The 24,920-nt window shown below is 63.5% G+C and carries 23 protein-coding genes; 13 read left to right on the top strand and 10 right to left on the bottom strand.

Features of this window, described 5'->3' with window-relative positions; all coding sequences use genetic code 11:
- Nucleotides 1–180 precede the first annotated feature (180 nt).
- The gene (locus HMPREF3087_RS06135; RefSeq protein ID WP_070428471.1) at nt 181–1,626 is read left to right on the top strand and encodes an APC family permease; all 1,446 of its coding nucleotides are present in this window, start codon (nt 181–183) and stop codon (nt 1,624–1,626) included.
- On the top strand, nt 1,623–3,152 hold the full coding sequence (locus HMPREF3087_RS06130) for a serine hydrolase domain-containing protein (RefSeq protein ID WP_070428470.1): 1,530 nt from the start codon (nt 1,623–1,625) through the stop codon (nt 3,150–3,152). The genes HMPREF3087_RS06135 and HMPREF3087_RS06130 overlap by 4 nt, the downstream gene beginning before the upstream one ends.
- A gap of 90 nt (nt 3,153–3,242) precedes the next feature.
- On the opposite strand, the gene HMPREF3087_RS06125 is transcribed toward HMPREF3087_RS06130, so the two are convergent.
- The 5 genes from HMPREF3087_RS06125 to HMPREF3087_RS06105 form a co-directional block, all read right to left on the bottom strand.
- Nucleotides 3,243–4,061 carry a MetQ/NlpA family ABC transporter substrate-binding protein gene (locus tag HMPREF3087_RS06125; protein ID WP_070428469.1) on the bottom strand — a complete coding sequence of 273 codons (819 nt, stop codon included), beginning with the start codon at nt 4,059–4,061 and terminating at the stop codon, nt 3,243–3,245.
- Nucleotides 4,062–4,105: 44 nt separating this feature from the next.
- Nucleotides 4,106–4,861: a methionine ABC transporter permease gene (locus HMPREF3087_RS06120; RefSeq protein WP_061941505.1), complete on the bottom strand. Its 756-nt coding sequence runs from the start codon at nt 4,859–4,861 to the stop codon at nt 4,106–4,108.
- Nucleotides 4,858–5,859, bottom strand: coding sequence for a methionine ABC transporter ATP-binding protein (locus HMPREF3087_RS06115; protein WP_070428468.1), 1,002 nt, complete (start codon nt 5,857–5,859; stop codon nt 4,858–4,860). The genes HMPREF3087_RS06120 and HMPREF3087_RS06115 overlap by 4 nt, the downstream gene beginning before the upstream one ends.
- A gap of 105 nt (nt 5,860–5,964) precedes the next feature.
- The gene (gene pheA / locus HMPREF3087_RS06110) at nt 5,965–6,909 is read right to left on the bottom strand and encodes a prephenate dehydratase (RefSeq protein ID WP_062022599.1); all 945 of its coding nucleotides are present in this window, start codon (nt 6,907–6,909) and stop codon (nt 5,965–5,967) included.
- Nucleotides 6,906–7,790 (bottom strand): DUF5926 family protein, encoded by an 885-nt coding sequence (locus HMPREF3087_RS06105; RefSeq protein WP_070428467.1) that lies wholly within the window; start codon nt 7,788–7,790, stop codon nt 6,906–6,908. The genes pheA and HMPREF3087_RS06105 overlap by 4 nt, the downstream gene beginning before the upstream one ends.
- Before the next feature lie 107 nt (nt 7,791–7,897).
- Between HMPREF3087_RS06105 and HMPREF3087_RS06100 the strand changes: the two genes are divergently transcribed.
- The 6 genes from HMPREF3087_RS06100 (at nt 7,898) to HMPREF3087_RS06075 (ending at nt 14,254) form a co-directional block, all read left to right on the top strand.
- Complete coding sequence (locus HMPREF3087_RS06100) at nt 7,898–8,485, top strand: GNAT family N-acetyltransferase (RefSeq protein WP_070428466.1); 588 nt, start codon at nt 7,898–7,900, stop codon at nt 8,483–8,485.
- Between the two features lie 67 nt (nt 8,486–8,552).
- Nucleotides 8,553–8,996 (top strand): thioesterase family protein, encoded by a 444-nt coding sequence (locus HMPREF3087_RS06095; protein ID WP_070428465.1) that lies wholly within the window; start codon nt 8,553–8,555, stop codon nt 8,994–8,996.
- A 182-nt stretch (nt 8,997–9,178) separates the two neighbouring features.
- The gene (locus tag HMPREF3087_RS06090; RefSeq protein ID WP_070428464.1) at nt 9,179–10,759 is read left to right on the top strand and encodes an ABC transporter substrate-binding protein; all 1,581 of its coding nucleotides are present in this window, start codon (nt 9,179–9,181) and stop codon (nt 10,757–10,759) included.
- Between the two features lie 8 nt (nt 10,760–10,767).
- Nucleotides 10,768–11,712: an ABC transporter permease gene (locus HMPREF3087_RS06085; RefSeq protein ID WP_061941491.1), complete on the top strand. Its 945-nt coding sequence runs from the start codon at nt 10,768–10,770 to the stop codon at nt 11,710–11,712.
- 2 nt (nt 11,713–11,714) lie between these two features.
- On the top strand, nt 11,715–12,608 hold the full coding sequence (locus tag HMPREF3087_RS06080) for an ABC transporter permease (RefSeq protein ID WP_231863975.1): 894 nt from the start codon (nt 11,715–11,717) through the stop codon (nt 12,606–12,608).
- On the top strand, nt 12,608–14,254 hold the full coding sequence (locus tag HMPREF3087_RS06075) for an ABC transporter ATP-binding protein (RefSeq protein WP_070428463.1): 1,647 nt from the start codon (nt 12,608–12,610) through the stop codon (nt 14,252–14,254). The genes HMPREF3087_RS06080 and HMPREF3087_RS06075 overlap by 1 nt, the downstream gene beginning before the upstream one ends.
- Before the next feature lie 86 nt (nt 14,255–14,340).
- Here the strand turns inward: HMPREF3087_RS06075 and HMPREF3087_RS06070 are convergent, their stop codons facing one another.
- The 3 genes from HMPREF3087_RS06070 to HMPREF3087_RS06060 are packed head-to-tail and all read right to left on the bottom strand — an operon-like array spanning nt 14,341 to nt 17,755.
- Entirely contained in the window at nt 14,341–15,642 is a 1,302-nt protein-coding gene (locus tag HMPREF3087_RS06070) for a type 2 periplasmic-binding domain-containing protein (RefSeq protein WP_256173058.1), read from the bottom strand.
- The gene (locus HMPREF3087_RS06065; RefSeq protein ID WP_070428461.1) at nt 15,639–17,165 is read right to left on the bottom strand and encodes a TRAP transporter large permease; all 1,527 of its coding nucleotides are present in this window, start codon (nt 17,163–17,165) and stop codon (nt 15,639–15,641) included. Before HMPREF3087_RS06065 ends, HMPREF3087_RS06070 begins: the two co-directional genes overlap by 4 nt.
- Entirely contained in the window at nt 17,162–17,755 is a 594-nt protein-coding gene (locus tag HMPREF3087_RS06060; RefSeq protein ID WP_070428460.1) for a TRAP transporter small permease, read from the bottom strand. The genes HMPREF3087_RS06065 and HMPREF3087_RS06060 overlap by 4 nt, the downstream gene beginning before the upstream one ends.
- Nucleotides 17,756–18,006: 251 nt before the next feature.
- On the opposite strand from HMPREF3087_RS06060, the gene HMPREF3087_RS06055 reads away from it, so the two are divergent.
- The 5 genes from HMPREF3087_RS06055 to HMPREF3087_RS06035 all read left to right on the top strand — a co-directional run bounded on the left by HMPREF3087_RS06055 (nt 18,007) and on the right by HMPREF3087_RS06035 (nt 22,689).
- A complete protein-coding gene (locus HMPREF3087_RS06055) occupies nt 18,007–19,251 on the top strand; it encodes an acetyl-CoA C-acetyltransferase (protein WP_061941481.1) in 1,245 nt (414 codons plus the stop codon).
- A gap of 168 nt (nt 19,252–19,419) precedes the next feature.
- Nucleotides 19,420–20,211 carry an electron transfer flavoprotein subunit beta/FixA family protein gene (locus HMPREF3087_RS06050; RefSeq protein ID WP_070428480.1) on the top strand — a complete coding sequence of 264 codons (792 nt, stop codon included), beginning with the start codon at nt 19,420–19,422 and terminating at the stop codon, nt 20,209–20,211.
- Between the two features lie 33 nt (nt 20,212–20,244).
- Nucleotides 20,245–21,195, top strand: coding sequence for an electron transfer flavoprotein subunit alpha/FixB family protein (locus HMPREF3087_RS06045; RefSeq protein WP_019175941.1), 951 nt, complete (start codon nt 20,245–20,247; stop codon nt 21,193–21,195).
- Nucleotides 21,196–21,292: 97 nt separating this feature from the next.
- A complete protein-coding gene (locus HMPREF3087_RS06040; protein ID WP_070428459.1) occupies nt 21,293–22,390 on the top strand; it encodes a YihY/virulence factor BrkB family protein in 1,098 nt (365 codons plus the stop codon).
- Between the two features lie 62 nt (nt 22,391–22,452).
- Nucleotides 22,453–22,689, top strand: a complete 237-nt coding sequence (locus tag HMPREF3087_RS06035) for a YtxH domain-containing protein (RefSeq protein ID WP_019175943.1) — start codon at nt 22,453–22,455, stop codon at nt 22,687–22,689.
- A gap of 104 nt (nt 22,690–22,793) precedes the next feature.
- On the opposite strand, the gene HMPREF3087_RS06030 is transcribed toward HMPREF3087_RS06035, so the two are convergent.
- Entirely contained in the window at nt 22,794–23,330 is a 537-nt protein-coding gene (locus tag HMPREF3087_RS06030; protein WP_141738891.1) for a hypothetical protein, read from the bottom strand.
- A gap of 17 nt (nt 23,331–23,347) precedes the next feature.
- A complete protein-coding gene (gene cls / locus HMPREF3087_RS06025) occupies nt 23,348–24,829 on the bottom strand; it encodes a cardiolipin synthase (protein ID WP_070428458.1) in 1,482 nt (493 codons plus the stop codon).
- Nucleotides 24,830–24,920: the final 91 nt, after the last annotated feature.

The raw sequence follows: 24,920 nt of genomic DNA, 5'->3' as shown, positions 1-24,920 counted from the left end.
AGCCCAGCCCTCAGAACAAACCCGGGCAGGCACCTCGTGCCCTGCCACCTCGTGCCCGGTGCTTCAAACCCCCACCCGGGGCACATTGATGCAGGTCACACCGCACGTCGTATCATGAGGCGAACCAATCGTCTGGCGCTGCGGCCGTAAGAGCCCGGCGCTCTTCCCCGGAAGGACATCGTGGCTGAACTCAAAAAGTCGCTCGGTCTTTTCCAGCTTCTGGCGTTCGGCGTAGCCGGCGTCATCGGAACAAGCTGGATCTACACCAACTCGAAACTCATGGACGCCTACGGCGCCGGCGGTATGGTCTTCGGCCTGCTGCTCGGCGTTCTGCTGGCCTCCTTTGTTGCTCTGGCATATTCAGAGCTGACATCCGCATTCCCCCGCGCCGGCGGTGAGGTCGTCTTCTCCTACACCACGATGGGCCGCGGGCCGGCCTTCTTCACCGGCTGGATGCTGTTGGGTGCCTACGTGTCGTCCCTGGCGTTCTACGTCACCGCCTTCGGTTTCCTGCTGAGCAACTTCGTGCCGGCAATGAAGACGATGCCGCTTTACACCATCAACGGCGAAACCGTGTACCTGCCGGTTCTGGCGGTCGGCGTCATCCTCACCCTTCTCATGTTTGCGCTCAACTGGTTCGGCGTTGAGATCGGCGGGCGCGTGCAGATGTTCATGTTCGCAGCGATTGTGCTGATCGGCGCAGCACTGATCGTTGTGGGCTTCGCCAGCGGCTCGCCGTCGAACTTCTTCCCTGCCTACGCCGAAGGTGCTGCCCCGGTTTCTGACACTCTGCGCTTCATCATTCCGGGTATGACCTTCCTGGCGGGCTTCGGCCTTGTTGCCGTCCTTGCCGAAGACGCAAAGATCTCACCCAAGCGGGTGGGCCGTGCGGTGGTCCTCACCGTCATCACCGCGGGCCTGTTCTACACCGCGGTTCTTGCCGCAACCGCGTGGGTTATGCCGTGGCAGGACGTCGCGAAGATGGACCTGGGCACCGTGTCGGCGTTCACTGAGGCCGGCTTCCCCGTTCTGGGCACCGGTGCCTACGCAATCGCGTTCCTGGGCCTGCTCACCAGCTTCCTCGGCCTGTTCGTAGCCAGTTCGCGCATCATCGTGGCCATGGCCCGCGGCCAGCTGCTCCCGCCGAGCCTCGCCGTCATCAACCCCAAGCGGCAGACTCCCGGCCGCGCTCTCATCGTGACGACCGTTGTCACTCTGGCTCTGGGCTGGCTTGGTCCGGGCGCCGTCGTGTGGTTCCTCGACACTGGCGGCGTGTACCTGGGTGTTGTGTGGTTCATGGTGGTGATCGCCAAGTACCTGCTGCCGCGCAAGTACCCGAATGCGGTTCGCCGTTCCAAGCTGTCGTTCCTGCCCGCGCTCGGTGGTCTGGGCGCTATCGGCGTCATCGTGTGGGCGCTGGTTCCCGGAACATCGTCGTCGCTGGTGTGGCCGGCGGAGTACATCATTCTGGGCGCGTGGATGCTCCTGGGCATTGTCATGTACGTCTTTGCCGCCAACCGTCGCACGATCGGCTACGACGAAGGCCTGCACGAAATCCTCGGTGATTCCTATGCCAACCTCCACATTGACGACGCATCGACCGAAACCGCGAAGAAGGAGCTGTGAAAGTGCTGTCGCAGACCGCACGCGAAGCCATTGTCGACACCATCCGCCAGGAGACCACCCGGGTGCCGGAAACGGCGTTCGGGATCATTTCAGACGGTCAGCTTCACGAGGTGGAGGGCCGGGACCGGATCTTCCGGGTCGCCTCGATCACGAAGTCGTTCACGGCGGCTGCCCTGACCGGTTTGGTCAGGGGTCTCATTCCGGGAAAGCCGGTGAGGATGGACGATCCTGTTCTCGACTGGGTGCCTGAACTCGCCGAGGCGGGGTGGGCTGAGGACGTCGTCATTGACGATCTGCTGCGCATGTCATCGGGTCTGCCGACGGACGATCCCTGGGCAGACCGCCAGGAATCGATGTCTCAAGAGGATTTCCTGCGGCTGCTCGGGGAACCAGTCATCCGCGACTTCCCGGCGGGCACGGCCTACCGCTATGCCAACCTGGGCTATGCGGTCGCCGGACTCATCATCGAGCGCGCCGCGCAGAAGCCGTTCGCACAGCTCATCGACGAGGTCTTCCTCACTCCCCTGGGCATGACGTCCTCAGGTTTCGATGTTCGCAAACTCGATGCGGATCGGCTGGTCACGGGATACCGGCGCAACCGCGATGGCGAGCTCGAACCGCAGGACATTTCTCTGCCCGGCGCGTTTTCGGCCATCGGCGGACTCGCTTCGACCGTGGGCGACCTCGCCGTGTGGGTGCAGGCGCAGATCGACGCTGTCAGCCCTGGTGGCGACGATTCGGCTTTCCGTGCAATAGCGGCAGCCACGGGCGAAGACACTCCCCGGCGGGTGCGCCTGTGGCGGCGAGTGCTGGCCGACCAGCAGCAGCCGGTGCGGGCCATGGAAATCACGCACGGGACATCTGACGCCGCCCACGGTGGCCCTGAGCTCTTCGCGGTCAGCGGCGGCTACGGACTGGGCCTGCGCTGCTATTTCGACACCCGGTTCGGCAGCTTCGCCGGGCATTCCGGCGGCTACCCCGGTTTCGGTCTGCACATGCGGTGGCACGCGGCCACCCGCACGGGAGTCATCCTGTTCACCGCGCTGACCGGCTACCCTACGGAAGCCGTCACAGCCAAGGCTCTCGAAGCCGGGCTCGCAGTTCAGCGCCACGAGGGCCCCTCCAGCCCCGTGTGGCCGCGCGCAGAGGCACCAACCGCGACCCCCACGAGGCCGGGAGCAGGGATGGTTTTCCCCGTTCGCTCTGTCAGCGCATTCGGCCCCAGCGATCGCGCTCTGGAGCTGGTCCGCATTGCTGAGAACATGATCCGCACCGGCGACGACAGTGCGGCTGACGGGGTTTTCTCCATGAATGTCGACCTCGACCAGCCGCGCCAGGAGCGCCTGGCCGCGTGGGCTGCCGCCCGCGAGCACACGGGAGAAGTCGAAAAGGAGCCCAACGAGCCTCACTTCACAGGCGCCTCGTCGGCGAAGTGGACCGTGACCGGAACGCTCGGAAGCCGCACCGTGACGATGACGCTCAACCCCTACGAGCAGATCCAGGGGCTGAGCATCAAGCTGCACTGACAGACCGGCTTCAGACCGGAGGGAGCACACAGAAAGGGGCCGCGGGAAAACTCCCGCGGCCCCTTTCCGTCGCTTCTGACAGCGAGTGTCTTACTGAACGTTCGGCAGGATGAGGCCGTCCCACTTTTCGTTGATGAAGTCAGCCATGTCCTGCGAGGTCAGGATCTTGTGGAGCTTCTGAATGCGCTCGTCATCCTTGAGCTCGGGACGAGTGGCAAGCACGTTGTAGTACTTCGAACCCTCTTCCTCGGTCGCGATGATGGTGTCCTTCGTCAGCTTCGCCGGGATGGCGTAGGACGAGGTGACAAAGGCGGCGTCATCGTCTACAAGCGTGCGCGGAAGGCTCGCGTTGTCGACTTCCTGGAACTTGAAGTTCTTCTTGTTCTCGGTGATGCCGTCGGGCTTGGTTGCTCCGTCCTCAATCTTGATCGCGCCGGCTTCCTGCAGCAGTTCAAGGGCGCGGCCTTCGTTCGTCGGGTCGTTCGGGATCGACACGACAGCACCATCAGGGAGTTCGTCGAGCGACTTGTACTTCTTCGAGTGGAAGGCAGCCGCCGGCAGGTAGATTTCGCCAACCGATTCGAGGTCACCGCCGGCTTCCTCGTTGTAGGTGTCGAGGAAGTCCTGGTGCTGGAACAGGTTCGCATCAATCGAACCGTCCGACAGCGCCGGGTTGGGGGTGTTGTAGTCGTTGAACTCAACGAACTCGACGTTGATGCCTTCCTTTTCGGCGAGTTCGTCAGCCACGTGGGTGAGCATTTCACCGGCCGGGACGGCCAGAGCGCCGACCTTCAGCGGGGTGTCCAGCGATGCGTCTTCTGACTTCTGTGCACCGCCGCCGCAGGCGGACAGTGTGAGGCTGAGAGCAGCGACTGCGGCGATGATGCCGCGGCGAGCCGATACCTTCATGTTTCTCCTTAGGTGGGTTTTTCTGTGTGTTTGTCTGCACGCCGTCAGATCTGACGGCTGAAGAAGCCGCGGTGGCGGGGCTTGGCCCGCCCGTACCGCTTGGCGATGAAGCTCAGGGCCGTCTGGATAATCTGCACCAGGACGAACAGGATGATGATGACTGCGACCATGTGAATCGGCGAGTACATCTGGTGTCCGTACGTGATCGCAACCTGGCCCAAACCACCGCCGCCCACGGTGCCGACCATCGCCGAGAAGTTGATGATCGAGGTCAGGGTCGTCGCTGTGCCCAGAATGATCGACGGTGTCGCTTCGGGCATGATGACGCGGCGAATCGTCAGCCACCGGGACGCGCCGAGGGATTCAGCAGCTTCCAACAGGCCGGGATCGACTTCGCGCACCGCGATTTCGACCATGCGGGCGAAGAACGGGATGGCCACCAGCGTCAGCGGAACCGTTGCAGCTTCCGTGCCGATGAACGTCGCCCGGCCGGTCAACACCTGCATGACGAAGCGCGTTGTGGGAATGAGCGCGATCATGAGCACGATGAACGGCACGGAGCGGCCGACGTTGACGACGAATCCGAGCACCCAGTTGATGATTGCGCCCAGCCAGCGCTGGCCGAACGGTGCAGCGAGGAAGCCGTCCTTTTCGGTTGCGACGAGCACAATGCCCAACGGCAGCCCCACCAGGAGGGTGAAGAACATTGCCACCGACCCCATGAACAGGGTTTCCTGGGTGCCCTTCCACAGAACGCTGAACAGCTGAGGCCAGAAGTCGGGGTTGTTGATGTCGGTCATGCCGCACCTCCCTGTTCCTGCGCACGCCAGGCCACGAGTCCGCGCGAACGGAAGTTCTCGACGACCGCCTGGGCCTGCCGAACATCACCGGGCACCGCCAGGCGGGTGCGGCCCACCTGCTTGCCGTCAACGGTTTCCAGCGCAGCGCCGAGGATCGATACGTCGATGTCGAGTTCACGAGCGAGTTTGACGACCGCGCCGTCGGTGGCTTCGCTTCCGAAGTAGGTTACGTCGACGATTTCGTGTCCCGGGACCGGCGCGTAGGCACCAACGGGGAACAGTTCGTCTGCGATCCGGCTGCCGGGCGAGCTGATGAGCTCCGGCAGAGTTCCGGTTTCCTGCACAGCACCGTCTTCCATGAGCGCAGCAGAATCGCAGATGCGCTTGACCACGTCCATCTGGTGGGTGATGAGGAGGACGGTCAGGTCGAGTTCGACGCTGAGCTTTTTGATGAGGTCGAGAATCGACCGGGTGGTTTCAGGGTCGAGCGCGCTGGTGGCCTCGTCGCTGAGCAGCACCTTGGGCTGAGCTGCCAGCGCCCGGGCGATGCCGACGCGCTGGCGCTGTCCGCCGGACAGCTGGCGTGGGTAGTGGTCTGCGCGGTGAGACAGGCCCACGAGCTCAAGGACCTCACCAACGCGCTGGCGACGCTTGGCGCGCGGCTGACCGACGGCTTCGAGCGCGAAGTCGACGTTGTCGGCCACGGTGCGGTTGCCCACGAGGTTGAAGTGCTGGAAGACCATCCCGATGTCGTGGCGTGCTTCCGAAAGCCTGCGCCCGCGCAGGGAGCTGATGGGGTGATCCCCGACTGTCACGGTCCCGCTGTCAGGACGTTCAAGCGCATTGACGCAGCGCAGAAGAGTGGACTTACCAGCGCCGGACTGGCCGACAACACCGAAAATGCTGCCCTGCTCAACGTGCAGGGAAACATCGCGCAGCGCGTGAACCGCGGATTCCCCGCTGCCATAGGTGCGACTGACACCGTCGATTGTGATCATGAAACCTCCGGCGACGATTGTGGGCCACCGGATGAGGCCTCATGAAATCATGTGACGGTTTAAGACAGCGCTGTGGCGGAGATTACACGCGCGTGTTTGGCCTGCTCAGCTGAGGTAGGAGCGGATTCCTTCAACCCACGCGTCAGCCGCCTCGAAGCAGTCTGCGGTCATTCGCGGATCCACCGGCTCGACCGAGGACTCCGCCGCTGGATAGGACCCAAGGAACTGCACACGCCTGGCAAGCCTGTGCACACCGGCGAGCGCCTCCGAAATCCGCGGTTCAGCCACGTGCCCCACGAGGTCGAGCGAGAACTGGTACAGGCCCAGCCCGTCGCCGGTCGGCCGCGATTCAATGCGGGCGAGGTTGACTCCGCGAGTAGAGAACTGTTCGAGCAGTTCAAGCAGCGACCCCGCACGGTCTGATGCCAGTGCTGCGACGATCGTGGTCTTGTCTGCCCCCGTGGCAGGAGGCATTGCGGCGGGTTTGCGCACCAGAACGAAACGAGTGACGGTGTCATGGCGATCGCCGATGTCATCGGCGAGGACCTCAAGCCCGTACCGCTGGGCGGCAAGAGCCGGGCATACGGCCGCCTGATAGTCACTGCCGTCTTCGGCGGCGGTCTGTGCGGCGGCAGCGGTGCTCGAAGCCGGCACGTAGGTTGCACCGGGCAGGTGCCCAGCCACCCAGCCGCGTGTCTGTGCTTCCGCGTGGGGGTGCGTGCCGAAGGCAGTGATGTCGCTCAGCTGCGTTCCGGGGCGCGCCGCGAGCACAAAGCGGACGTCGATGAGGGTTTCGGCAACAATCTGCAGCTCCCCGTGCCGGGTGAGCGCATCAAGCGTTGCGGGCACCCCGCCTTCGACCGAGTTCTCCATGGGCACAACTGCCCCCGAAAGGTCGCCGGCGGCCACCGCCGCGAGCGCTTCGTCCACACTGTGTGCGGGGATGCGCTGCGCGTCGGCAAAACCGCGATCGGCGATCAGGCGCAGGAGCGCGGCTTCCGTGAAGGTTGCCGCTGGGCCCAGGAACCCGAAGCGCAGGGTGTCTGTCATCGGATGGTCAGCTGTCGCGACACGACTCCGGCACGTGCACGGCGCTCATCAGCGCTGAGCGGTTCCGTGTTCTTCAGCGCCTGGGCCAGGATTTCGGCGAATTCGCCGAGGACAGCGTCGACGTCGTCGGCGGTAACATCGGCGCCGACTTCCCACACCGGGATGACGATGCCCTGGGTGCGGAAGGTGCCCAGGTAGCGGCCGATGCCGCCGAGGGTGTTCTTGCCGTCCGCGTGCAGGCGAGCCAGGGCGTCCATGACGGTGTCTTCGTTTTCGCCGATCGCCCAGCGGACGTAGCGGCCGTCACCCATTTCGGTCCAGTAGGCGCCCTCAGCTTCGACGAGCTTGTCAGTGGGGCTGATGAGGTTGTTGGCCTGTTCGATGGCCGCCTGGGTGTCTTCGTCACCGTCAAGCGAACCGTCCTGCGGAAGCCAGTAGTCGAAGGTTTCGTGGACGCGAACCTTGAACGGAGCGTCAAGGTCGAGAATGTCCTGCAGGCGCGGACCCTGGCCGGGACTGCTGGTCGCAGCAACGAAGCTGCCGGGTTCCATGTCTTTGACTTCCAGCAGTGCCGCTGCAAGGTCACGTGAGGGGTCGGGGCTGGACACTGCCACCTGGAGGCCGCCGAAGATGACACCGTCGTGGCGCTTGTGCGCCTGCCAGGCGGAAGGAAGGAGTGAGGCGATGACGACTTCGTCGCCGCCGAATTCGTCTTTCAGCTTGGCCGTGGCGGTTGCCGCCGGCACGAGCTCCTTGAGGCTGACGATGTCGACCTCAAACGGCAGACCCTCGTAGGGGCGGGGCACAAAGGCTGCGGCCTGGGCTTTTGCGAGGCGCTTGGCAATGACGTCTTTTGATGACTTCCTGGACTTCTTTCCCATGCCGCACAGTCTACGTGTGCACTGGCGCTGCTTATACCACTGGGCGCTCAGAACCTGAGGGGCAGGCCCCGCCTCAGTGCACGCGGCTCACGCCGTAATCTCGAAGCATGCTGTACCCCGGACTGCAGGCAGATAAGGTCGCCGCGCGACACCGCCGCTATGCGGAGGCGCTCATGGCGGCCAGCTTCACCTTCGAGCTGCTCACACCCGAACTCAGCGATGACGTCGAAGCACTCATCACGGGTCTTGCACCAACGCCCGACCCGGACTCGAAGACGCTCGTTCCGTTTCACGTGGGAGACCAGGACGCCGGTCTTGTAGCGCTCAACGAAGAAGGCGAAATCGTCGCCGCCCTCGTTGTCACAGCGGTTGACTTCAGCTCCGGCAACCAGCAGGAGCAGAGCCCCACAGCGCTTTTCATCCGCGGCCTGGCAACCGATCCGGACTTCCGGGGCAAAGGCCTGGGCACCGTTCTTCTGGGCATGGCCCCGCAGATCCTCAAACAGGCGGGCCTGCCCACCCGCTGCCGTCTGATCACGCAGATCCCGCAGGAGCGCGCCACGTTCTTCCACCGCGCCGGTTTCCAGGTGTGGGAGCACGGTACGGAAACCCCGCAGTCCGTGACCGACATGATGGAAACCCTCCTGCCGAAGGTCGCCGACGAACCCTGCCTGACCTTCCGTGAAGTAGCCTGAGCAGACCCGGGCAGCTGGCACCTCGTGATTTCCAGCAGACCCACCCGACCTGCACCCAGGAGGACGCATGACCGCGATCACCCCGTACCGCACTGAGATCAAGCAGGAATGGATCGACTACAACGGGCACCTGTCAGAGGCCTACTACGTGCTCATCTGCGGTTTTGCCACGGATCAGCTCATGATCGACATCGGGTTGGATGAGGAGTACCGCAAGAGCACCGGATGTTCGCTCTACACGGTTGAGACCCACCTGCGGTATCTGCGGGAAATCGGCTTGGGCGCGGAAGTCGAGGTACGTCCGCGCGTGGTCGGCGCCGCCGGCAAGAAGCTGCACATCGCCTACGAAATGTTCCACGGCGATGACCTCCTGTTCACAGAGGAAGTCATGTGCCTGCACGTCGACCAGAAGGCCGGACGCGCTGCCGACTTCCCCGACGAGGTGCTCGAGCGCCTGCAGCCGCTGATCGAAGAATCGCCCGCCTGGCTGGGCCGTTCAATCTCGATGTGAGGCTCCAGCGCTGATCTTTGATACGCACATCGCGCCTGAAAGCAGCGCCCGTCGGACGGAAACGGCCGGCGGGCGCTTTTCGTGCAGTGACTTCCGAATGGCCGGAAGCCTCACCCGCGAAGCCGCCTATCGTGTTACCGTGATTTTCGCCAAGGTAACTCAGATAATGTGAAAGCAGGCGAATGATGGCGACCAAAAACGGCACAGAGCTCTTTGGCCGTCGTATCAGCCGTCGCCGCCTACTCGGAACAGCAACAGCCGTCGGTGCGGCCGGCATGCTCAGTGCCTGCGGCGTGAATACGACTCCTGAGTTCGATCTGTCGAAACCCGTTAAGGGCGGCAGACTGCGGGTGGGGCTGACGGGAGGAACATCAGCCGACACCGTGGATGCACACATCTCTGTCAACACCACCGACATCTGCCGCCAGCAGAATATGTACGAGGGCCTCATCGCCCGCGGCCACGACTACGAAGTCGAATACCGCCTGGCCACATCGGTAGAGCCCAACGAAGACGCAACCGTGTGGACGGCCAAGCTGCGCGAGGGCGTGAAGTTCTCCGACGGTCGCGAAATGACTGCCGAAGACGTCATCGCCTCCTATGACCGCATTCGCGACCCCGACGACCCGAAGACGAACGCGGCCGTGCTCTCAACGCTCGACACAATGCACGCCAAGGGCAAATACGAAGTCGAGTTCCGCTTCAGCGCACCCAACAGCGTCTTCGACGACCCCATGTCGCACTACGCCACATCGATCGTCCCGGCCGACTACGACCCGAAGAAGCCCGTCGGCACGGGTCCGTTCATGCTCAAGTCCTTCGAACCGGCACTGTCGACCGTGCTGGAGCGGAATCCGCACTACTGGGACGGAACACCCCACCTGGACGAAATCGAACTGCTGAACTTCAACGACACTGACGCCGTCATCAACGCCCTGCTGTCCAACCAGGTGGACTGTGTGGCACAGATTCCCGTGTCGCTGGTCGAGGTCATCGAAGCTGACGAGCGCATGAAGATCCTCAACTCCGAGACCGGCATGTGGCTTCCCTTCACCATGCGGGTGGACAAGGCGCCGTTTGACGACAAGCGCGTTCGCCAAGCCTTCCGCTTGGCTATTGACCGCGAGCAGATGGTCAACCAGGTGCTCTCCGGCTACGGCCAGGTGGGCAACGACATGTTCGGCGTCTACGACCCCGACTACCCCAAGCAGTTCCCTCAGCGGCGCCGCGACGTCGAGAAGGCCAAGAAGCTGCTAGCTGAGGCCGGGCATCCCGACGGCCTCACGGTTGAGCTGGTCACCGCGCCCATCCAGTCCGGCACTGTCGAAGCCGCCCAGGTCTTCGCCCAACAGGCCCGCGACGCCGGCATTAACATCAAAATCCGCCGGGTGGACACCACCACGTTCTTCGGCGACAACTACCTGAAGTGGGATTTCGCGCAGTCGTTCTGGTACACCCGCAACTTCGCCCCGCAGGCGGATCAGTGCCTCATGGACAATTCCCCGTTCAACGAAACCAACTGGGCCAGCGAAAAGACAAACGACATCGTCAAGCGAATCCAAGCCGAAACCGATCCCGAAAAGCGCAAGAAGATCATCCAGGAGGGCCAGAAGCAGCAGTACGACGAAGGCGGATACATCATCTGGGGCTTCGCCAACCAGGTCGACGCCTACCAGAAATACGTCGGCGGCCTGAAGGAAGACGCCACCGGCATCCCGCTTTCCGGCTTCCGGTTCCGCGACGTGTGGATTGCGCAGGCATAGGCGACACCATGGCACAGCTCATCTTCAAACGACTGCTCATCAGCATTTTCGTGCTGCTGGCGATCTCCGTCATCATCTTCGCAGCCACCCTGCTCCTGCCGGGTGACCCCGCCCGGGCCATCCTCGGCCAGCAGGCCACACCGGAAAGGCTCGCCGCGCTGCGCGAGCAGATGGACCTCGACAAGCCGGCCGTCGTCCGGTACTTCCTGTGGCTGGGAGGCCTCTTCACCGGAGACTTCGGCACGTCAGCGGCCACCGGCGGTCCGGTTTCACAGCTGCTGGCTCCGCGCATCGGCAATTCGATCATCCTCATGCTGCTGGCAGCCGTCGTGTCCGTCCCGGTCGGCCTGTTCTTCGGCATTGTGTCGGCCATTCACCGCGGCAAGCGCCGCGATTCGGCCATCACGTGGGTCACGCTGATCCTCGCGGCCATGCCGGAGTTCGTTGTCGGTGTCGGCCTCATCACCATTTTTGCAACGACAGTCTTCCCCATTCTGCCGGCAGTGACGATGTCTCCACCGGGAACACCGGTCTGGAAGCTGCCGCTGCAGCTGATCCTGCCCACACTCACCCTGGCCCTGGTCGTCGCACCGTATATCGCCCGCATGATGCGAACGACGATGGCGGAGGTGCTCGACTCCGGCTACGTCGAAATGGCCAGGCTCAAGGGCGTTCCCGAACGCACCGTCATCCTGCGCCACGCAGTACCCCACGCCATCGGCCCAGTCGCGCAGGTCATCGCCATCCAACTGGCCTGGCTGGCCGGCGGCGTTGTGGTCGTCGAGTTCCTCTTCCGCTACCCCGGCATCGGACAGGCACTCATCGACGCGGTCACCTACCGCGACGTCCAAGTGGTTCAGGCCATCACCCTGCTCGTGGCAATCGTGTACATCGTGGTCAACCTGTTGGCTGACATCGTCGGCATCGTCACCAACCCGAAGCTGAGGAAGTGATCATGTCAGATCAGCAGAGCCTCACGCCGGCAGACGAAGGCGTCAAAGAATCCCTCAGCCGTCCCCCGCACGTCCTCAAGCGCATCTGGGCGCAGCGCGAGGGCAAGATCGGCGTGATCATCACCGTCACCGTCGTGGCGCTGGCACTCCTCGGACCGCTGCTGGCAGCGCCCATCACGGGCGTGACCCCGTACGAGTTCGTCGGCAAGCCCTTCTCGAACCACGGCCTGTTCGGCACTGACAACCTCGGCCGCTCGGTCGGATCGCGCTTCCTTGCGGGCGGCCTGCTGCTGCTCGTCTACTCCGTTCTGGCAACGGCGCTCGGCATGGTCGTCGGCGCCGTGTTCGGCATGCTCGCCGCCTACGCCGGCGGGGCCGTCGATTCGCTCATCATGCGCATCAACGACGTGTTCCTCGCCGTACCGCAGCTGGTCTTCGCCCTGCTGGCCGTGACGATCGCCGGGCCGAAGGGCTGGGTGCTCGTGCTCGTCATCGGCCTGACCCACGCTCCCCGCATCGCCCGTGTTGCCCGTTCGGCCACTCTGAGCGTCATCAGCGAGGACTACATTCGGGCGGCGGAAATGTACGCGGTGCCGCGCTGGAAGATCATCGGGCGCGAAATCCTGCCGAACATCACCGGTCCCATGTCCGTCGAAGCCGGTCTGCGCCTGACCTACTCGATCGGCGCAATCGCATCGCTGTCCTTCCTGGGGCTGGGCATGCAGCCGCCGCAGGCCGACTGGGGCCTGATGATCAACGAAAACCGGATCGCCCTGACCGTCCAGCCGTGGGGAGTTCTGCTCTCCGTCATTGCCATTGCGGTTCTGACGATCGGCACCAACCTGCTGGCGGACGCGATTGCCCGCGCCACGGCCTCGACGAATGTGGAGCAGTGATGACGAAACATCCCAATGTTCTCGAAATGCGCGGCCTGCGCGTCGAAGCCGTCGGCGGCAAGGAGATCCTCCACGGCATCGACCTGACGGTTCGCCGAGGTGAAATGCTCGGGCTGGTCGGCGAGTCCGGCTCGGGCAAAACCACCGCGGGCCTTGCTGCTATGGGGCATTTCCGGGCAGGTCTGCTGCAGACCGGCGGAACGTCCACGATCTACCCGAACACGCCCAGCGAAGGCCGCGAGAAGATCGTGGTCGAAGAGCTGAACGATGACGAAACCCGGTTCCTGCGCGGCGAGCGCATTGCCTACATTCCCCAGGACCCCGCGCTTTCGCTCAACCCCGCGATCCGCGTGGGTGACCAGATCCGGGAAGTGCTCGACATCCACGGCTACGGGGATTCCGAACGGGAGCGCGCTGCCCGTGTTGCTGAAGTGCTCGAAGACGTCGGCCTGCCTTCGGACCGGGAATACCAGAAACGATGGCCGCACCAGCTGTCCGGCGGTCAGCAGCAGCGCATCGGCATTGCGATGGCGTTCGCCATGTTCCCCGACGTCCTCATCCTCGATGAGCCGACCACCGGCTTGGATGTGTCCACGCAGGCTCACGTGCTCGACACGATTCAGCAGATGACCAAGCGACACGGGGTTGCCGGCATCTACATCACCCACGACCTCGCCGTCGTCGCCGATGTCACCGACCGCGTGGCCGTCATGCTGCGCGGCGACATCGTCGAGGAGGGCCCGGTCGAGCAGGTTCTGCACGACCCCCAGCACCCCTACACGCAGCGACTGCTGGCATCGGTTCCAGACCTTGCCGGCCGCAAGACAATCGGCGGGACAGATGCGAGCACCGCAAGCGGCGGCATCCCCACCGCGGCGGAAGCCGACGCTGCCGAGGTTCCAGCCCTCGAGGTTCGCGATCTCAAGCTCTCCTACGGTTCGAACATGGTGCTGCGCGGCATCAACATGGAGCTTCAGCCGGGGCGCTGCACCATGCTCCTGGGTGAATCGGGCTCCGGGAAGACCACGCTGTCGCGCTCAATTGCGGGCCTTATCGACCACTACACCGGCTCGGTGAGTCTAGACGGTGACGTCCTGCCGAACAGCACCCGCAAACGCTCCGTCAAACAGCTCCAGGGCCTGCAGTACGTGTTCCAGTCGCCGTATTCGTCGCTCAACCCGCGCCGCACAATCGGCGAATCGCTGACGGTTCCGCTTGAGATGAACCGCGACCTGACACCGGCGCAGCGTCGCGGCTTTGTCGAGGAGGCACTTGACGCGGTGCGGCTGGGCCGGACGTTCTACGACCGCCGGCCCGGCGACCTTTCCGGTGGTGAGCGTCAGCGCGCAGCCATTGCCCGGGCGCTCGTCAACGCGCCGAATGTGCTGGTGTGCGACGAGGTCACGAGCGCCCTCGACGTGTCGGTTCAGGCTTCGATCATCGGCCTGCTGCACCGGCTCAAGGTGGAACGCGGTCTGGCAATGCTGTTCGTCACCCACAACATCACACTCGCCCGGCACATTGCCGACGACATTGCGGTGCTCAACAAGGGCGAAATCGTCGACTTCGGTCCCGTCGACGAGGTGCTCCGCTCACCTTCGCACGCCTACACGAAGGCGCTCCTGGAAGACGTCCCCACCCTCTGAACCAAGCAGCCCGCAGCAGAATGGCCCAACGCGACTGTAAGGGGCGTCGTGCACTCGGCACGCCGCCCCTCGTTGTCCGCGCACTACTACTTCACGTTCTCCTTGCCGCTGATTCCGCCAGGACGGTGCGGCAGAATGACCTCTTCGTACACGGCTTCACCGAAGGGCACATAGTCCGTGTCGCGGTCGTACCACTCATCCATCGTGCCGAAGTCTCCCCCGTCGGAGTAGCCGAGCTCTTCGGCTTTCTTCTGCCACTTTTCGAGCACTTCGGCGAAGCGCTTCTCGGTTCCCTCTTCGAGCAGACCCGCCTCTTCCACGCCCCCGGCAAGCTCCCGGTTGAACGCTTTGAGCTTTGCCTGCAGCGGCTTTTCCAGCGGTTCGATCTTCCCGCCCTGGGCGTGAATCGTCTCGACGCCCAGGCGGTTGGCACCGATCGAACGGTTCATCTGCCCCTGGAAGGACCCGCTGTAGCTGTCGAAGATGATCTGCCTGTACGCCAGCGGCAGGGTGCCGAACCGCTGTCCGGCGATGACTGCACCAACTGCGCGGGGCGCCGAGGTGTCTGTCAGGTATCCCGTGTAGGGCGCCACATCGAACAGCCCGGCTTCTGCCGACGGCACCATCTGCCCCAGTGTGCAGTCGATTGTCTTGCGCTGCAGGGCTTCGTAGGTTTCCGTGTAGTCCAGGGACAGGGGTGTGCCGCCAAGAGCTTTCACGTAGCCGACCTGCGAACGCGCACCCACGCGGATCTGGCGGCCGCCGTAGTCGTCAGTTCCGAAGCCGTCCGTGTTGCACTGGCTGGAGTAGCTTCCCGAGGCGGAAACCGGGTTGAGCGGGTAGACGCCTTTCTTTTCGTACTGCTCCAGGACTTTCTGCGAGCCCCAGCCGATCTCGGTGGAGGCGGCATTGGCGACCATTTCGCCGACGAACGGCGACGGGTCGGCTTCCGACAGCAGATCGCCGACCGCTCCGGCAGCCGGGAATTCCTGCGGCAGATAGGCCGGCAGCGTGTACGCCAAATCGAGGCGGCCGTCCGCCAGTGCGTCGAACACTTCGCCGTAGCCGGCAATCGCCTGGCCGTAGACGATTTTGATTGTGATCTTGCCGCCGGAGCGTTCTCTGATCTCCTGCGCCCACTGAGGGGCGGACTCAATCTCTTTGAGCTTCGGGGAGGCTTCCGACGGCTGGTAGGTCAGTGTGACGGGAGGGAGGTCTGCAATCGTCTCGAGCACCTCGTCCTGGGAAGCCCCGTAGGCATAGCCGGTGCCCGAGCCCTCCCCTGACAGCGCGCCTCCGGCTACCGAACCGGCGCACCCGGTCAGGACCACAGCCCCAACGGTGCAGACCGCGGCGAGCATCCTCATCGTGCGAAAGCGTGTCATCATCGTCCTCCTGCGGACTCAAGCAGACCGGGCAGCCATTCGGCGACCTGCGGAAACGCGATCATGAAAACCAAGAACAGAAGCGGGATCGGCAAGAACCAGACGAGCGAGCGGAAAACATCGCCCAGGCTGATCTCAGTGCCGAGGTTGACGTCCGGCTTCTTCGCGATTGTGTGCACGATGTAGGACAGGATGCCCACCGGCGGGGTGATCATGCCGATTTCGCCGAGCAGCACCACGAACACACCGAACCACAGCGCGTTCACGCCCATCGCCTCGACAGCCGGAAGCAGAATCGGCACGGTCAGCAGCATCATCGCCAGAGTGTCGAAGAACATGCCCATCACCAGGTAGAGCAGGATGAGCACCATCAGGAATCCCACTCGTGACAGACCCAGACCGGTGACAAAGCCGGTGAGGATCTCCGCCAGGCCCGTAATCGCCAGCAGGCGGGTGAGCATTTCCGCCCCGATCATGATGAAGAAGATCGCGGCGGACGCGCTGACGGTGGCAAGCGCAGCCCTGCCAACACAGGCAAAGGGCTTGCTCCCACGCTGCTCGATGAGGGTGATGATGAGCGCCGTAAGTGCCGCTGCGGCACCGGCTTCCGTCGGGGTGAAAGCACCGGAGAACATTCCGCCGAACAGCACCACGAGGATGACGGGGAAGCCCCACACTTCACCGAGTGAACTGAGCCGCTGTGCCCATGTGGCGGAGGGACCACGATCGCCACCCCTGCCCACGAGCTTTGGCGACACGATGCCGAGCAGAAGGATGAACAGCGCGACGAACACCGCGACCAGCAGACCGGGCACCGCACCGGCCACCAGCTGTGGGCCCACCGGCACCGAGGCGATGCCGGCGTAGACCACCAGAAGGATGGACGGCGGAATGAGGTTGCCGGGCAGACCCGCAACGATGACCGAACCGAGCGCTACCCGCTTGTCGTAGCCGGCGCGCAGCATTTCCGGAATCGCGGCCCGTCCCAGGGCGTAGGTCATGCCGATAGTCGAACCTGACACTGACGACAGTCCAGCACCGGCCGCGGTTGCGCCGATGGCCAGACCGCCGGGCAGCCATGAGAACCAGCGGTCGGTAGCCCGGTAGATCTTCTGCGTCAGCCCCGATTGGGACAGGAGCATGCCCATGAAGATGAACAGCGGCAGCACCGAATAGGTCCACTTTGCGGTGGCCGTATACGGCGTCGTGGCGAGGATGTTGACGGTCGCGGGAATCCCGGAAAGACCGTAGACGCCGATGATCGACGGGATGGCAAGCGCTGCTGCCACGGGAACACCCAAGAACATGAGCACCAGCATCATTCCGATGCACCACGCGCCGGCAATCGGCGCGGTCGGCGACAGGAAGAAGCCGACGATCGTGCCTATCAGCAGCGCCGTGCCGACGAGCATGACTCCCATGCTGCGCGGCCTGAAGCGCGTGTTGCGCGGAAGGAACGAGGTGCCGGGACCGGCGCTGATGCGCGGTCGGCCGGCTTTTTCGGGTAGGGGTGTTGTCATGGTCATGACCGAACCTCCGTGCTGCGCTGCTCGGTCTCGCCGTGCTCAACCCCTTCGGCGTGCTCGACTTCCGCGATTTCCTTTTCGACTTCTGAAACGTAGACCTGTTCAGGTTCGTCTGACAGCACGGCACGGAAATAGGTGATGGCCTCAAGGACGCAGATGAGCGTCATCAGTCCGAACACAACGGGCAGGAGGAAGAACACCGGCCACGTAATGATCGTGGTCACCCCGGCTGTCGCCCCGAGCTCCATCTGCTCGACCGCGCGGTGCAGGCCGAACCACGCAAAGCCCGCACACACTGCCGCTGTGGCCAGACTCGCCAAGAGCATGCACCAGCCGGCGGCACGAGCACTCATGCGGTCCAGCAGAAGTGCCACGACAATGTGCTCGCGCTGCAGTTGAGCGACCGGTATGCCCAGAAGGGCAATGATCGGCAGATACCAGAATCCCGCGATCTCGTTTGTGCCGTAGATGGGTGTGGAGAAGAAAAAGCGCGAAAGCGCGTTGATGACGACGTGCAGCATCATGACGATGATGACGAGCGCAGTGATGACACTCAGCACTCTGCCGAGCAGCTTTGACAGCTGTTGCATGCGCAGACCCCTTCATTGCGGTCAACGGAAACTTGAGTCATCCTCTCAGACAATCTGGCCGAGCGGAACAGCTCTGCGAAAGATTCTTGGCACTCGATACACAACGGAGACAACAGCAAACCCGCAGATCAGGCGGGGTGCGCTTATAACGTTGCCGCAGAATTTCAAACGATCGTTCTACCCGGTGTCGCGCAGAGTGCCCCAGCCCTCTATTGTGGGGAGCGACACAGAACAGAACCCAAGGGGATTCATTGACCGACATCGTGATCTGCTCACCCGTCCGCTCCGCGGTCGGTGCTTTCGGCGGGCAGTTCAGGGACGTGCCCGTCGAAGACCTCGCCTCTGAGGTCATCGCGGGACTCATGAAGACTTCCGGTCTGCCCGGTGACGCCGTCGACGACGTCATCCTCGGCAATTGCTATCCCACGACGGAAGCCCCGGCGCTCGGCCGCGTGGCAGCACTCAACGCGGGACTGCCGCTGAACGCCGGCGGTTCGCAGGTTGACCGCCGCTGCGGCTCCGGGCTCTACTCGGTTCTCCTGGCGGCCGGCGAAATCGCCACGGGAGCAGCCACGGTCGTCATCGCCGGCGGCGCTGAATCCATGAGCCGCGCACCGTTCTACACCGAAGAGATCCGCTTCGGCGTGAAGACCCCCGGCATCAACCTCAAGGACGGACTCACGCGCGGCCGCACCACCGCCGGCGGCAAAAACCACCCCGTTCCCGGCGGCATGATCGAAACCGCCGAAAACCTCCGCGCCGACTACGGCATCGGCAGGGAAGAACAGGACGCCCTGGCCGTCGAATCCCACCGCCGGGCAGCAGCCGCCGTTGAGGGCGGGCGCTTTGCCGACGAAATCGTGCCGATCACAATTCCGGCGGACCGCAAGACCCCCGAACATCAGGTGACGGCCGACGAACACATCCGGCCCGGCACCTCGGCAGAAAAACTCGGAAAACTGCGTCCCATCATGGGCAGGCAGGACCCGAACGCGACCGTGACCGCCGGCAACGCATCCGGCCAGAACGACGGTGCGGCAGCTTGCATCGTCACCACCCTGGACAGGGCACACGAACTCGGTCTGACCCCCATGGTGCGCCTGGTGTCGTGGGCGCAGGCCGGGGTTGACCCCACCCGGATGGGCATCGGCCCCGTCTCCGCAACAGCATCGGCCCTCGAGCGGGCCGACCTCAGACTTGCCGATATCGACCTCATAGAACTCAACGAGGCCTTCGCCGCCCAGGCACTCGCGGTCACCCGCGAGTGGGGCTTTGGAGAGTTCCCCGCAGACGGCGAAATACCCGAATCCAGCGACTTCTCACGCATGAACGTCAACGGATCCGGAATTTCGCTCGGCCACCCGGTCGGTGCGACAGGAGGGCGGATTCTAGCAACCCTGGCGCACGAAATGCACCGTCGCGACGCCCAGTACGGGCTCGAAACCATGTGCATCGGCGGCGGACAGGGACTGGCCGCTGTGTTTGAGCGGATCTGAGGCGGCAGCCGGGGACCATGTGGAACACGCCACAGGATCTCGGCGCAGCCAAACCAGAGAAAACGGTAAGAAAAACCTTGTTTTTTGATTGATACGATCGAAGAACAGCACCTTCGAACAACCGAAGATCGCGGGAAACCGCGAATCCTCAGGAAGGATGACAACCCCATGCGGATTGTTACTTTTGTGAAGTACGTTCCGGACGCCGCCGGCGATCCCGAATTCCTCGATGACAACACCGTCGACCGCGAAAGCGACGGCCTGCTGTCGGAGCTCGACGAATACCCCGTCGAACTCGCACTGACCCTCGCCGAAGAAGCAGACGATGCCGAAGTCATCGCCCTGACCGTCGGTCCGGACGACGCTGTCGACGCTGTCCGCAAGGCCCTCCAGATGGGTGCAGACTCCGGTGTTCACATTGTCGACGACGCCATCGCAGGCTCGGACGCTCTGGCCACCGCGAAGGTTCTCGCCGCCGCAGTCAAGAAGGTCGAAGAAGAAGAGGGTCCGGTCGACATGATCCTCACCGGCTTCGCATCGACCGACGGCAACACCTCGGTTGTTCCGACCCAGGTTGCCGAACTGCTCGGCTTGCCCGCCGCCACGGTCGTTTCGGCCGCTGAGCTCGACGGCCAGACCATCAAGGCCCGCCGTGACGGCGACTCCTCATCGCGCACCATCGAAGTGCAGCTGCCGGCTCTGGTTTCGGTCACCGACCAGATCAACGACCCGCGCTACCCGTCCTTCAAGGGCATCATGGCCGCCAAGAAGAAGCCGCTGGAAGAGTACGATCTCTCCGAACTCGGCCTCGACGAAGGCGAAGTCGGCGCTGCCGGCTCCTACACCGAAGTTGTTGAGATCGCTGCCGCTCCGCCGCGCCAGGCCGGCGAAATCGTCACCGACGAAGGCGAAGGCGGAAACCAGCTCGTCGAGTGGCTCGCCTCGAAGAAGCTCGTCTGATCCCTGCCCATACCGAATCTCTAAGGAAGATTTATGTCTGAAGTACTCGTACTCGTTGACCACGTGGGCGGAACCGTTCAGAAGTCCACGTTCGAACTCCTCACCGCAGCAGCTCAGCTGGGCGAGCCCGTCGCCGTTTTCGTCGGCTCGGACGCTGACGCCCAGACCGCTGCCGCTGACCTCGGCAAGTACGGCGCAGCGAAGGTCCTCGTCGCATCTGACGCTTCGCTGACCGAATACCTCATCGCCCCGCAGGGTGAGCTCGTCGCTTCGCTCGTCGAGTCGCGTCAGCCGGCTGCCGTTCTCGCTTCGGCTTCGACCGACAACACGGAAGTCCTGGCCCGTTCGGCTGCGAAGACCGGCTCCGGTGTCATGGCCTACGCTTCGGACCTCGATGGTGAAGGCCAGGCCACCCAGTCGGTGTTCGCCGGTGCCTACACCGTCAAGTCGAAGGTCATCAAGGGTGTTCCGCACATCCTGCTCAAGCCCAACTCGGTCGAAGCTGTTGAAGCTGCCGGCGCGGGTGCGGTTGAAGCTGTTGACTTCGCCGCCTCGGACGCTGCCAAGACCGCCAAGATCACCGCTGTCGAAGAAAAGGCAGCCTCCGGCCGTCCCAGCCTGACCGAAGCAGCAGCTGTTGTTTCGGGTGGCCGCGGCACCGGTGGTGACTTCGGTCCGGTCGAACAGTTCGCTGACGCCATCGGCGCGGCCGTCGGTGCTTCGCGCGCCGCTGTTGACGCCGGCTGGTACCCGCACTCCTCGCAGGTGGGTCAGACCGGTAAGGTCGTCTCCCCGCAGCTGTACGTGGCAGCCGGCATTTCCGGTGCTATTCAGCACCGCGCAGGTATGCAGACCTCGAAGAACATCGTCGCCATCAACAAGGACGACGAAGCTCCCATCTTCGAACTGTCGGACTACGGCGTTGTCGGTGACCTCTTCACCGTTCTGCCGCAGGCTACGGAAGCAGTGAACGCACGCAAGTGATGTGACTGCTCCTCGCCGACGGGCGCCTCGTCTTCTCTGACGAGGCGCCCGTCGCCGTTTCTGTCCCCTTGCGGGGCGCGCGGGTAGAGTGGGGCGTGTGTCTGACCGCAGTGATCTGTTTCCCCGCCGCCCAAAGGCGAAGCTGACCCGCACCTCGTGGGCTTACGCCTGGGCGCGGACAATCCAGCGGTTCAGCGACGATCGGCGGATGGATTCGGCGGCGACGCTCAGCTACTACTTTCTTCTGTCTGTCATCCCGGCCCTCGGTGCCGGGATTTCCATGCTGACGGTGTTCGGTCAGGGGCCGACGACGGTCGAGGCGATCCTCAATGTGTTCGAGCAGGCCACCGGCTGGTCGCGTCTGCAGAGTCTGTACGATCCGCTCATGTCGATGGCGCGGTCGTCGGCGAACCTTCCTGTTTTCATCGGCGGCATCATTCTGTCCCTGTGGTCGGCTGGCCGCTATGTGCGCACTTTCGGGCTCATGGTCAACGAGGTGTTCGAGGTGGCCGAGGGCCGCACCTGGTGGGTGCTGCGGTTCCAGTCGTTCCTGGTGACCCTGTTGCTGATTCCGCTCATCATCGCGATTTTCGGTCTGCTGACGGGCCGGACGGACTGGCTTGAGTTCTTCAACCTGCCGGATTTCGCGCTGTTTACGTGGAAGATCGCCCGGTTTCCGCTGATCGTCCTGTTCATGTTCTTCACGATCGCGGTGCTCGGCGCGTGGACGTCCAATGTGAAGCGGCCGCAGCGCAATCCCCTCACGGTCGGCGCCGGTGTGGCTCTTGTCGCCTGGCTTCTGCTGACCGCGGGTGTGTACTTCTTCGTCATCACTGTCGGCTTCGCATCGGCCTACGGCGCGCTTTCGATTCCGTTTGTGCTGCTCACGTGGCTGTGGCTGACGAACCTGGCGCTTGTCTTCGGAATCCAATTCGACTGCGAGATGCTGCGGGCTCGTCGCCTGCAGTCGGGAATTCCCGCCGAATCTGACATCCTCCTGCCGCCGAAGGCCACCGGCAGGATCATCGGAGTGGAGCGGCGTGAATTCATGCTGTCCTACCTGGGCGCACAGCTGCGCCGCTCTGAAGGCCGGACCGTGGGCAAAGTCGAATACGCGTCGTTCCTGGCTGATCCAACTCTGCGCAGGCTCAAGAAGCTGCGCTTGCGCTTCGGCTCTGGGCGAAGCCGAGATTAGCCCTGGCGGCGGCCGGTTTCTGCCGTAGACTGGAAGTGATCACCCACCACTAAGGAGTGAAAATGAAGAAGCGCTACGTACTTCTGGCCGGCCTGGCTGTCGGATTCGTTCTCGGTTCCCGCAGCGGACGCCAGACCTACGACAAGCTCAAGTCCGAAGCCGAAAAGGTGTGGAACAGCCCCGACGTTCAGGCAGGCGTTCAGCAGGTCACGGAAACGGTCCGCGAACAGGGCCCGGAAGTTGCCGAAAAGATTCAGGAATCCGTACGCGAAGGCGTTGAGAAAGTCCGCAACAGCTGACCCTCTCCACCAGCGGGTGCGGAGTGCGGCCATCGGCCGCCTCCGGCCCGCTTTTCTGTGCCCGAACGCAGCCGAGCAGTCCAGCCCAGGCGAGCGGCGCCTCGTCAGTCTTCGAGGTGCTCGGCAGCCTGCACCACCGTGTTCACCGAGCCGAGAGTCGAAATGAGGGCGGGATCGAGGTTTTCGCCGGTGCCCGGATCAGCGGCATCGACCATGGCGATCACCAGCTGCGCCCCCACCCCGGACTTCGCCAGGGCGAGCGCGTCAGTGGTCATGCCGCCGCGGATTTTGAACTGGCCCAGTCCCACCGCGGTGCGGGTCTGTGCTTCGGCCAGGAAAGCATCGCGGTCGACCTCGCCTGATTCGATCTGCTGCTTCAGCAGGACAGGTTCGCGCAACCATACATCGGGATCGAGCACTCCCGCAGCGGGAAGCTCGTTGAAAAGGTCAAGGATCTGAGTGTCAGAACCTCCGGCGTCGTACCACTCTTCGAGCTTGCGCAGAGCGTCCAGCCCGGGACCGTTTTCAAAAGGCCCGCCGTGCACCGACGGGTCGAAGAAGTCATCGGGAGCTGCCTCGGCAAAGCGCGGGTGGCTGCCGGAACGGGTGGGAACGGGATTGCTGCCGGTGAAGAGCTCCATACTCGGACGATAGCGGTTTACAGCAGCGAAGAGGTCAACCGGCACACGTTTTCCATGTACTTAACACCCAGGGGACGCTGACGCCACACCTCGAGTTCAAGTTCTTCCGACGTCGATGCGTATTCAGCCTGTTCGAGTTCGTACATCCGCGACGCGAAGTCTTCCGACACGATGAGCACTGAGAGCTCCATGTTCATGGTGAAGGAGCGCTCGTCCATGTTCGATGATCCGATGACGGTGATGTCGTCATCGACGATGATGAACTTCGAGTGCAGAACCGTCGGCGCCGGATAGCGGAAAATCCGCACACCGGCCTCAATGAGTTCGTCGTAATAGGATTCCTGCGCTTTCTGCGCAATGTAGTGATTGGACTGTTCGGACACATAGATCCGCACGTCCACCCCGGAATGCCCAATCGAGACGAGCGCCTGTTTGAGGGACTCGTCCGGCACAAAGTACGGCGAGCAGATGACCAGCTGTTCGGCTGCGTTGTAGATGAGGTGGTTGAACAGCTTGAGGTTGTTCTCCAGTTCAAAGCCCGGGCCGCTGGGCACAACCTGGGCGGCAAGCCCACCGGATTCCGGCGCGTGCAGTTCGAGTGTGAGCTCTTCGGACAGGATGACACCGGTTTCGGCGTACCAGTCGGTTCCGAACACTGCGTCGAGTTCTCGCACCACGGGGCCGCGGCAGGCAATGAACTGGTCTTTCCACTGATAGCCCCGCCGCAGATTCGAGCGCTTGTTGTAGGAAGGGTCGATGATGTTGAGCGATCCCGTGAACCCGAGCGTGCCGTCGACAACCAGCAGTTTGCGGTGGTTGCGCAGGTCGGGCCGCTGGTATTCACCTCGCCACGGGCGGATGGGCAGGCTGCGGTGCCAGTCGATTCCGGCTTCATCGAGCATCTTCACAAGCTTCGAATAGCCGGGGAAGCCGAGCGAGCCGATGTGGTCGATGAGCACCCGCACCGTCACGCCTCGCTCGTGGGCGCGCACCAGGGCGTCGAACAGCGGTGCGGAGGTTTGGTCGTAGGCGACGATGTAGAACTCGAAGTGGACGTAGTGTTCGGCTTCGTCAACCGCCTGGGCCATCTGCTTGATCGCCTCACGGGTTTCCGGCATGAGGTCGATTTCGTTGCCGTACACCAGCGGCAGTGCGCCCAGCGAAGAGTTGAGCCGGGCGGCTGTCAGGTGCGCTCGGCGCAGGCCCTCTTCCGTGCCGATGATCGCCTGATTGTCGGTGGTTTCCCGGATGAGGTCGGACACTGTCTGCTGTCGGCGGCGTCTGCGCTTGGGAAATTTGGCGCGCCCCAGCATCAGGTAGACGGCAACGCCGATGTACGGGATGAGGTAGATGGCCAGCAACCACCCGAGCGCTGAGGACGGTTTGCGCCTGTACGGCACCCAGCCGAGCACCGCCAGGCGGATGATGAGGTCGGGGATGAGGACCAGCAGAATGCGCCACAGGGGCCACGACGAATCGATCGAGAACAGCCAGTCCATAGGGCCCGAGTATCACTTCCTGTGTGCGGTGCGTCGGGTCGACACAGCTGGTGCCGGCGTGGCCGCCGGCAGCGGCTGCACCAAGCCGAAG

The organism is Brevibacterium sp. HMSC22B09 (assembly GCF_001806795.1).
Taxonomy (GTDB): Bacteria; Actinomycetota; Actinomycetes; order Actinomycetales; family Brevibacteriaceae; genus Brevibacterium; species Brevibacterium ravenspurgense.
This window is presented reverse-complemented; position numbering and strand designations above follow the sequence as displayed.

What these genes read in the sequence shown, in the direction of transcription:
- HMPREF3087_RS06125 (WP_070428469.1), bottom strand. Translation starts at nt 4,061, where the DNA reads ATGAAGGTATCGGCTCGCCGCGGCATCATCGCCGCAGTCGCTGCTCTC.
- HMPREF3087_RS06120 (WP_061941505.1), bottom strand. Translation starts at nt 4,861, where the DNA reads ATGACCGACATCAACAACCCCGACTTCTGGCCTCAGCTGTTCAGCGTT.
- HMPREF3087_RS06115 (WP_070428468.1), bottom strand. Translation starts at nt 5,859, where the DNA reads ATGATCACAATCGACGGTGTCAGTCGCACCTATGGCAGCGGGGAATCC.
- pheA (WP_062022599.1), bottom strand. Translation starts at nt 6,909, where the DNA reads ATGACAGACACCCTGCGCTTCGGGTTCCTGGGCCCAGCGGCAACCTTC.
- HMPREF3087_RS06105 (WP_070428467.1), bottom strand. Translation starts at nt 7,790, where the DNA reads ATGGGAAAGAAGTCCAGGAAGTCATCAAAAGACGTCATTGCCAAGCGC.
- HMPREF3087_RS06100 (WP_070428466.1), top strand. Translation starts at nt 7,898, where the DNA reads ATGCTGTACCCCGGACTGCAGGCAGATAAGGTCGCCGCGCGACACCGC.
- HMPREF3087_RS06095 (WP_070428465.1), top strand. Translation starts at nt 8,553, where the DNA reads ATGACCGCGATCACCCCGTACCGCACTGAGATCAAGCAGGAATGGATC.
- HMPREF3087_RS06090 (WP_070428464.1), top strand. Translation starts at nt 9,179, where the DNA reads ATGATGGCGACCAAAAACGGCACAGAGCTCTTTGGCCGTCGTATCAGC.
- HMPREF3087_RS06085 (WP_061941491.1), top strand. Translation starts at nt 10,768, where the DNA reads ATGGCACAGCTCATCTTCAAACGACTGCTCATCAGCATTTTCGTGCTG.
- HMPREF3087_RS06080 (WP_231863975.1), top strand. Translation starts at nt 11,715, where the DNA reads ATGTCAGATCAGCAGAGCCTCACGCCGGCAGACGAAGGCGTCAAAGAA.
- HMPREF3087_RS06075 (WP_070428463.1), top strand. Translation starts at nt 12,608, where the DNA reads ATGACGAAACATCCCAATGTTCTCGAAATGCGCGGCCTGCGCGTCGAA.
- HMPREF3087_RS06070 (WP_256173058.1), bottom strand. Translation starts at nt 15,642, where the DNA reads ATGATGACACGCTTTCGCACGATGAGGATGCTCGCCGCGGTCTGCACC.
- HMPREF3087_RS06065 (WP_070428461.1), bottom strand. Translation starts at nt 17,165, where the DNA reads ATGACCATGACAACACCCCTACCCGAAAAAGCCGGCCGACCGCGCATC.
- HMPREF3087_RS06060 (WP_070428460.1), bottom strand. Translation starts at nt 17,755, where the DNA reads ATGCAACAGCTGTCAAAGCTGCTCGGCAGAGTGCTGAGTGTCATCACT.
- HMPREF3087_RS06050 (WP_070428480.1), top strand. Translation starts at nt 19,420, where the DNA reads ATGCGGATTGTTACTTTTGTGAAGTACGTTCCGGACGCCGCCGGCGAT.
- HMPREF3087_RS06045 (WP_019175941.1), top strand. Translation starts at nt 20,245, where the DNA reads ATGTCTGAAGTACTCGTACTCGTTGACCACGTGGGCGGAACCGTTCAG.
- HMPREF3087_RS06035 (WP_019175943.1), top strand. Translation starts at nt 22,453, where the DNA reads ATGAAGAAGCGCTACGTACTTCTGGCCGGCCTGGCTGTCGGATTCGTT.
- HMPREF3087_RS06030 (WP_141738891.1), bottom strand. Translation starts at nt 23,330, where the DNA reads ATGGAGCTCTTCACCGGCAGCAATCCCGTTCCCACCCGTTCCGGCAGC.
- cls (WP_070428458.1), bottom strand. Translation starts at nt 24,829, where the DNA reads ATGGACTGGCTGTTCTCGATCGATTCGTCGTGGCCCCTGTGGCGCATT.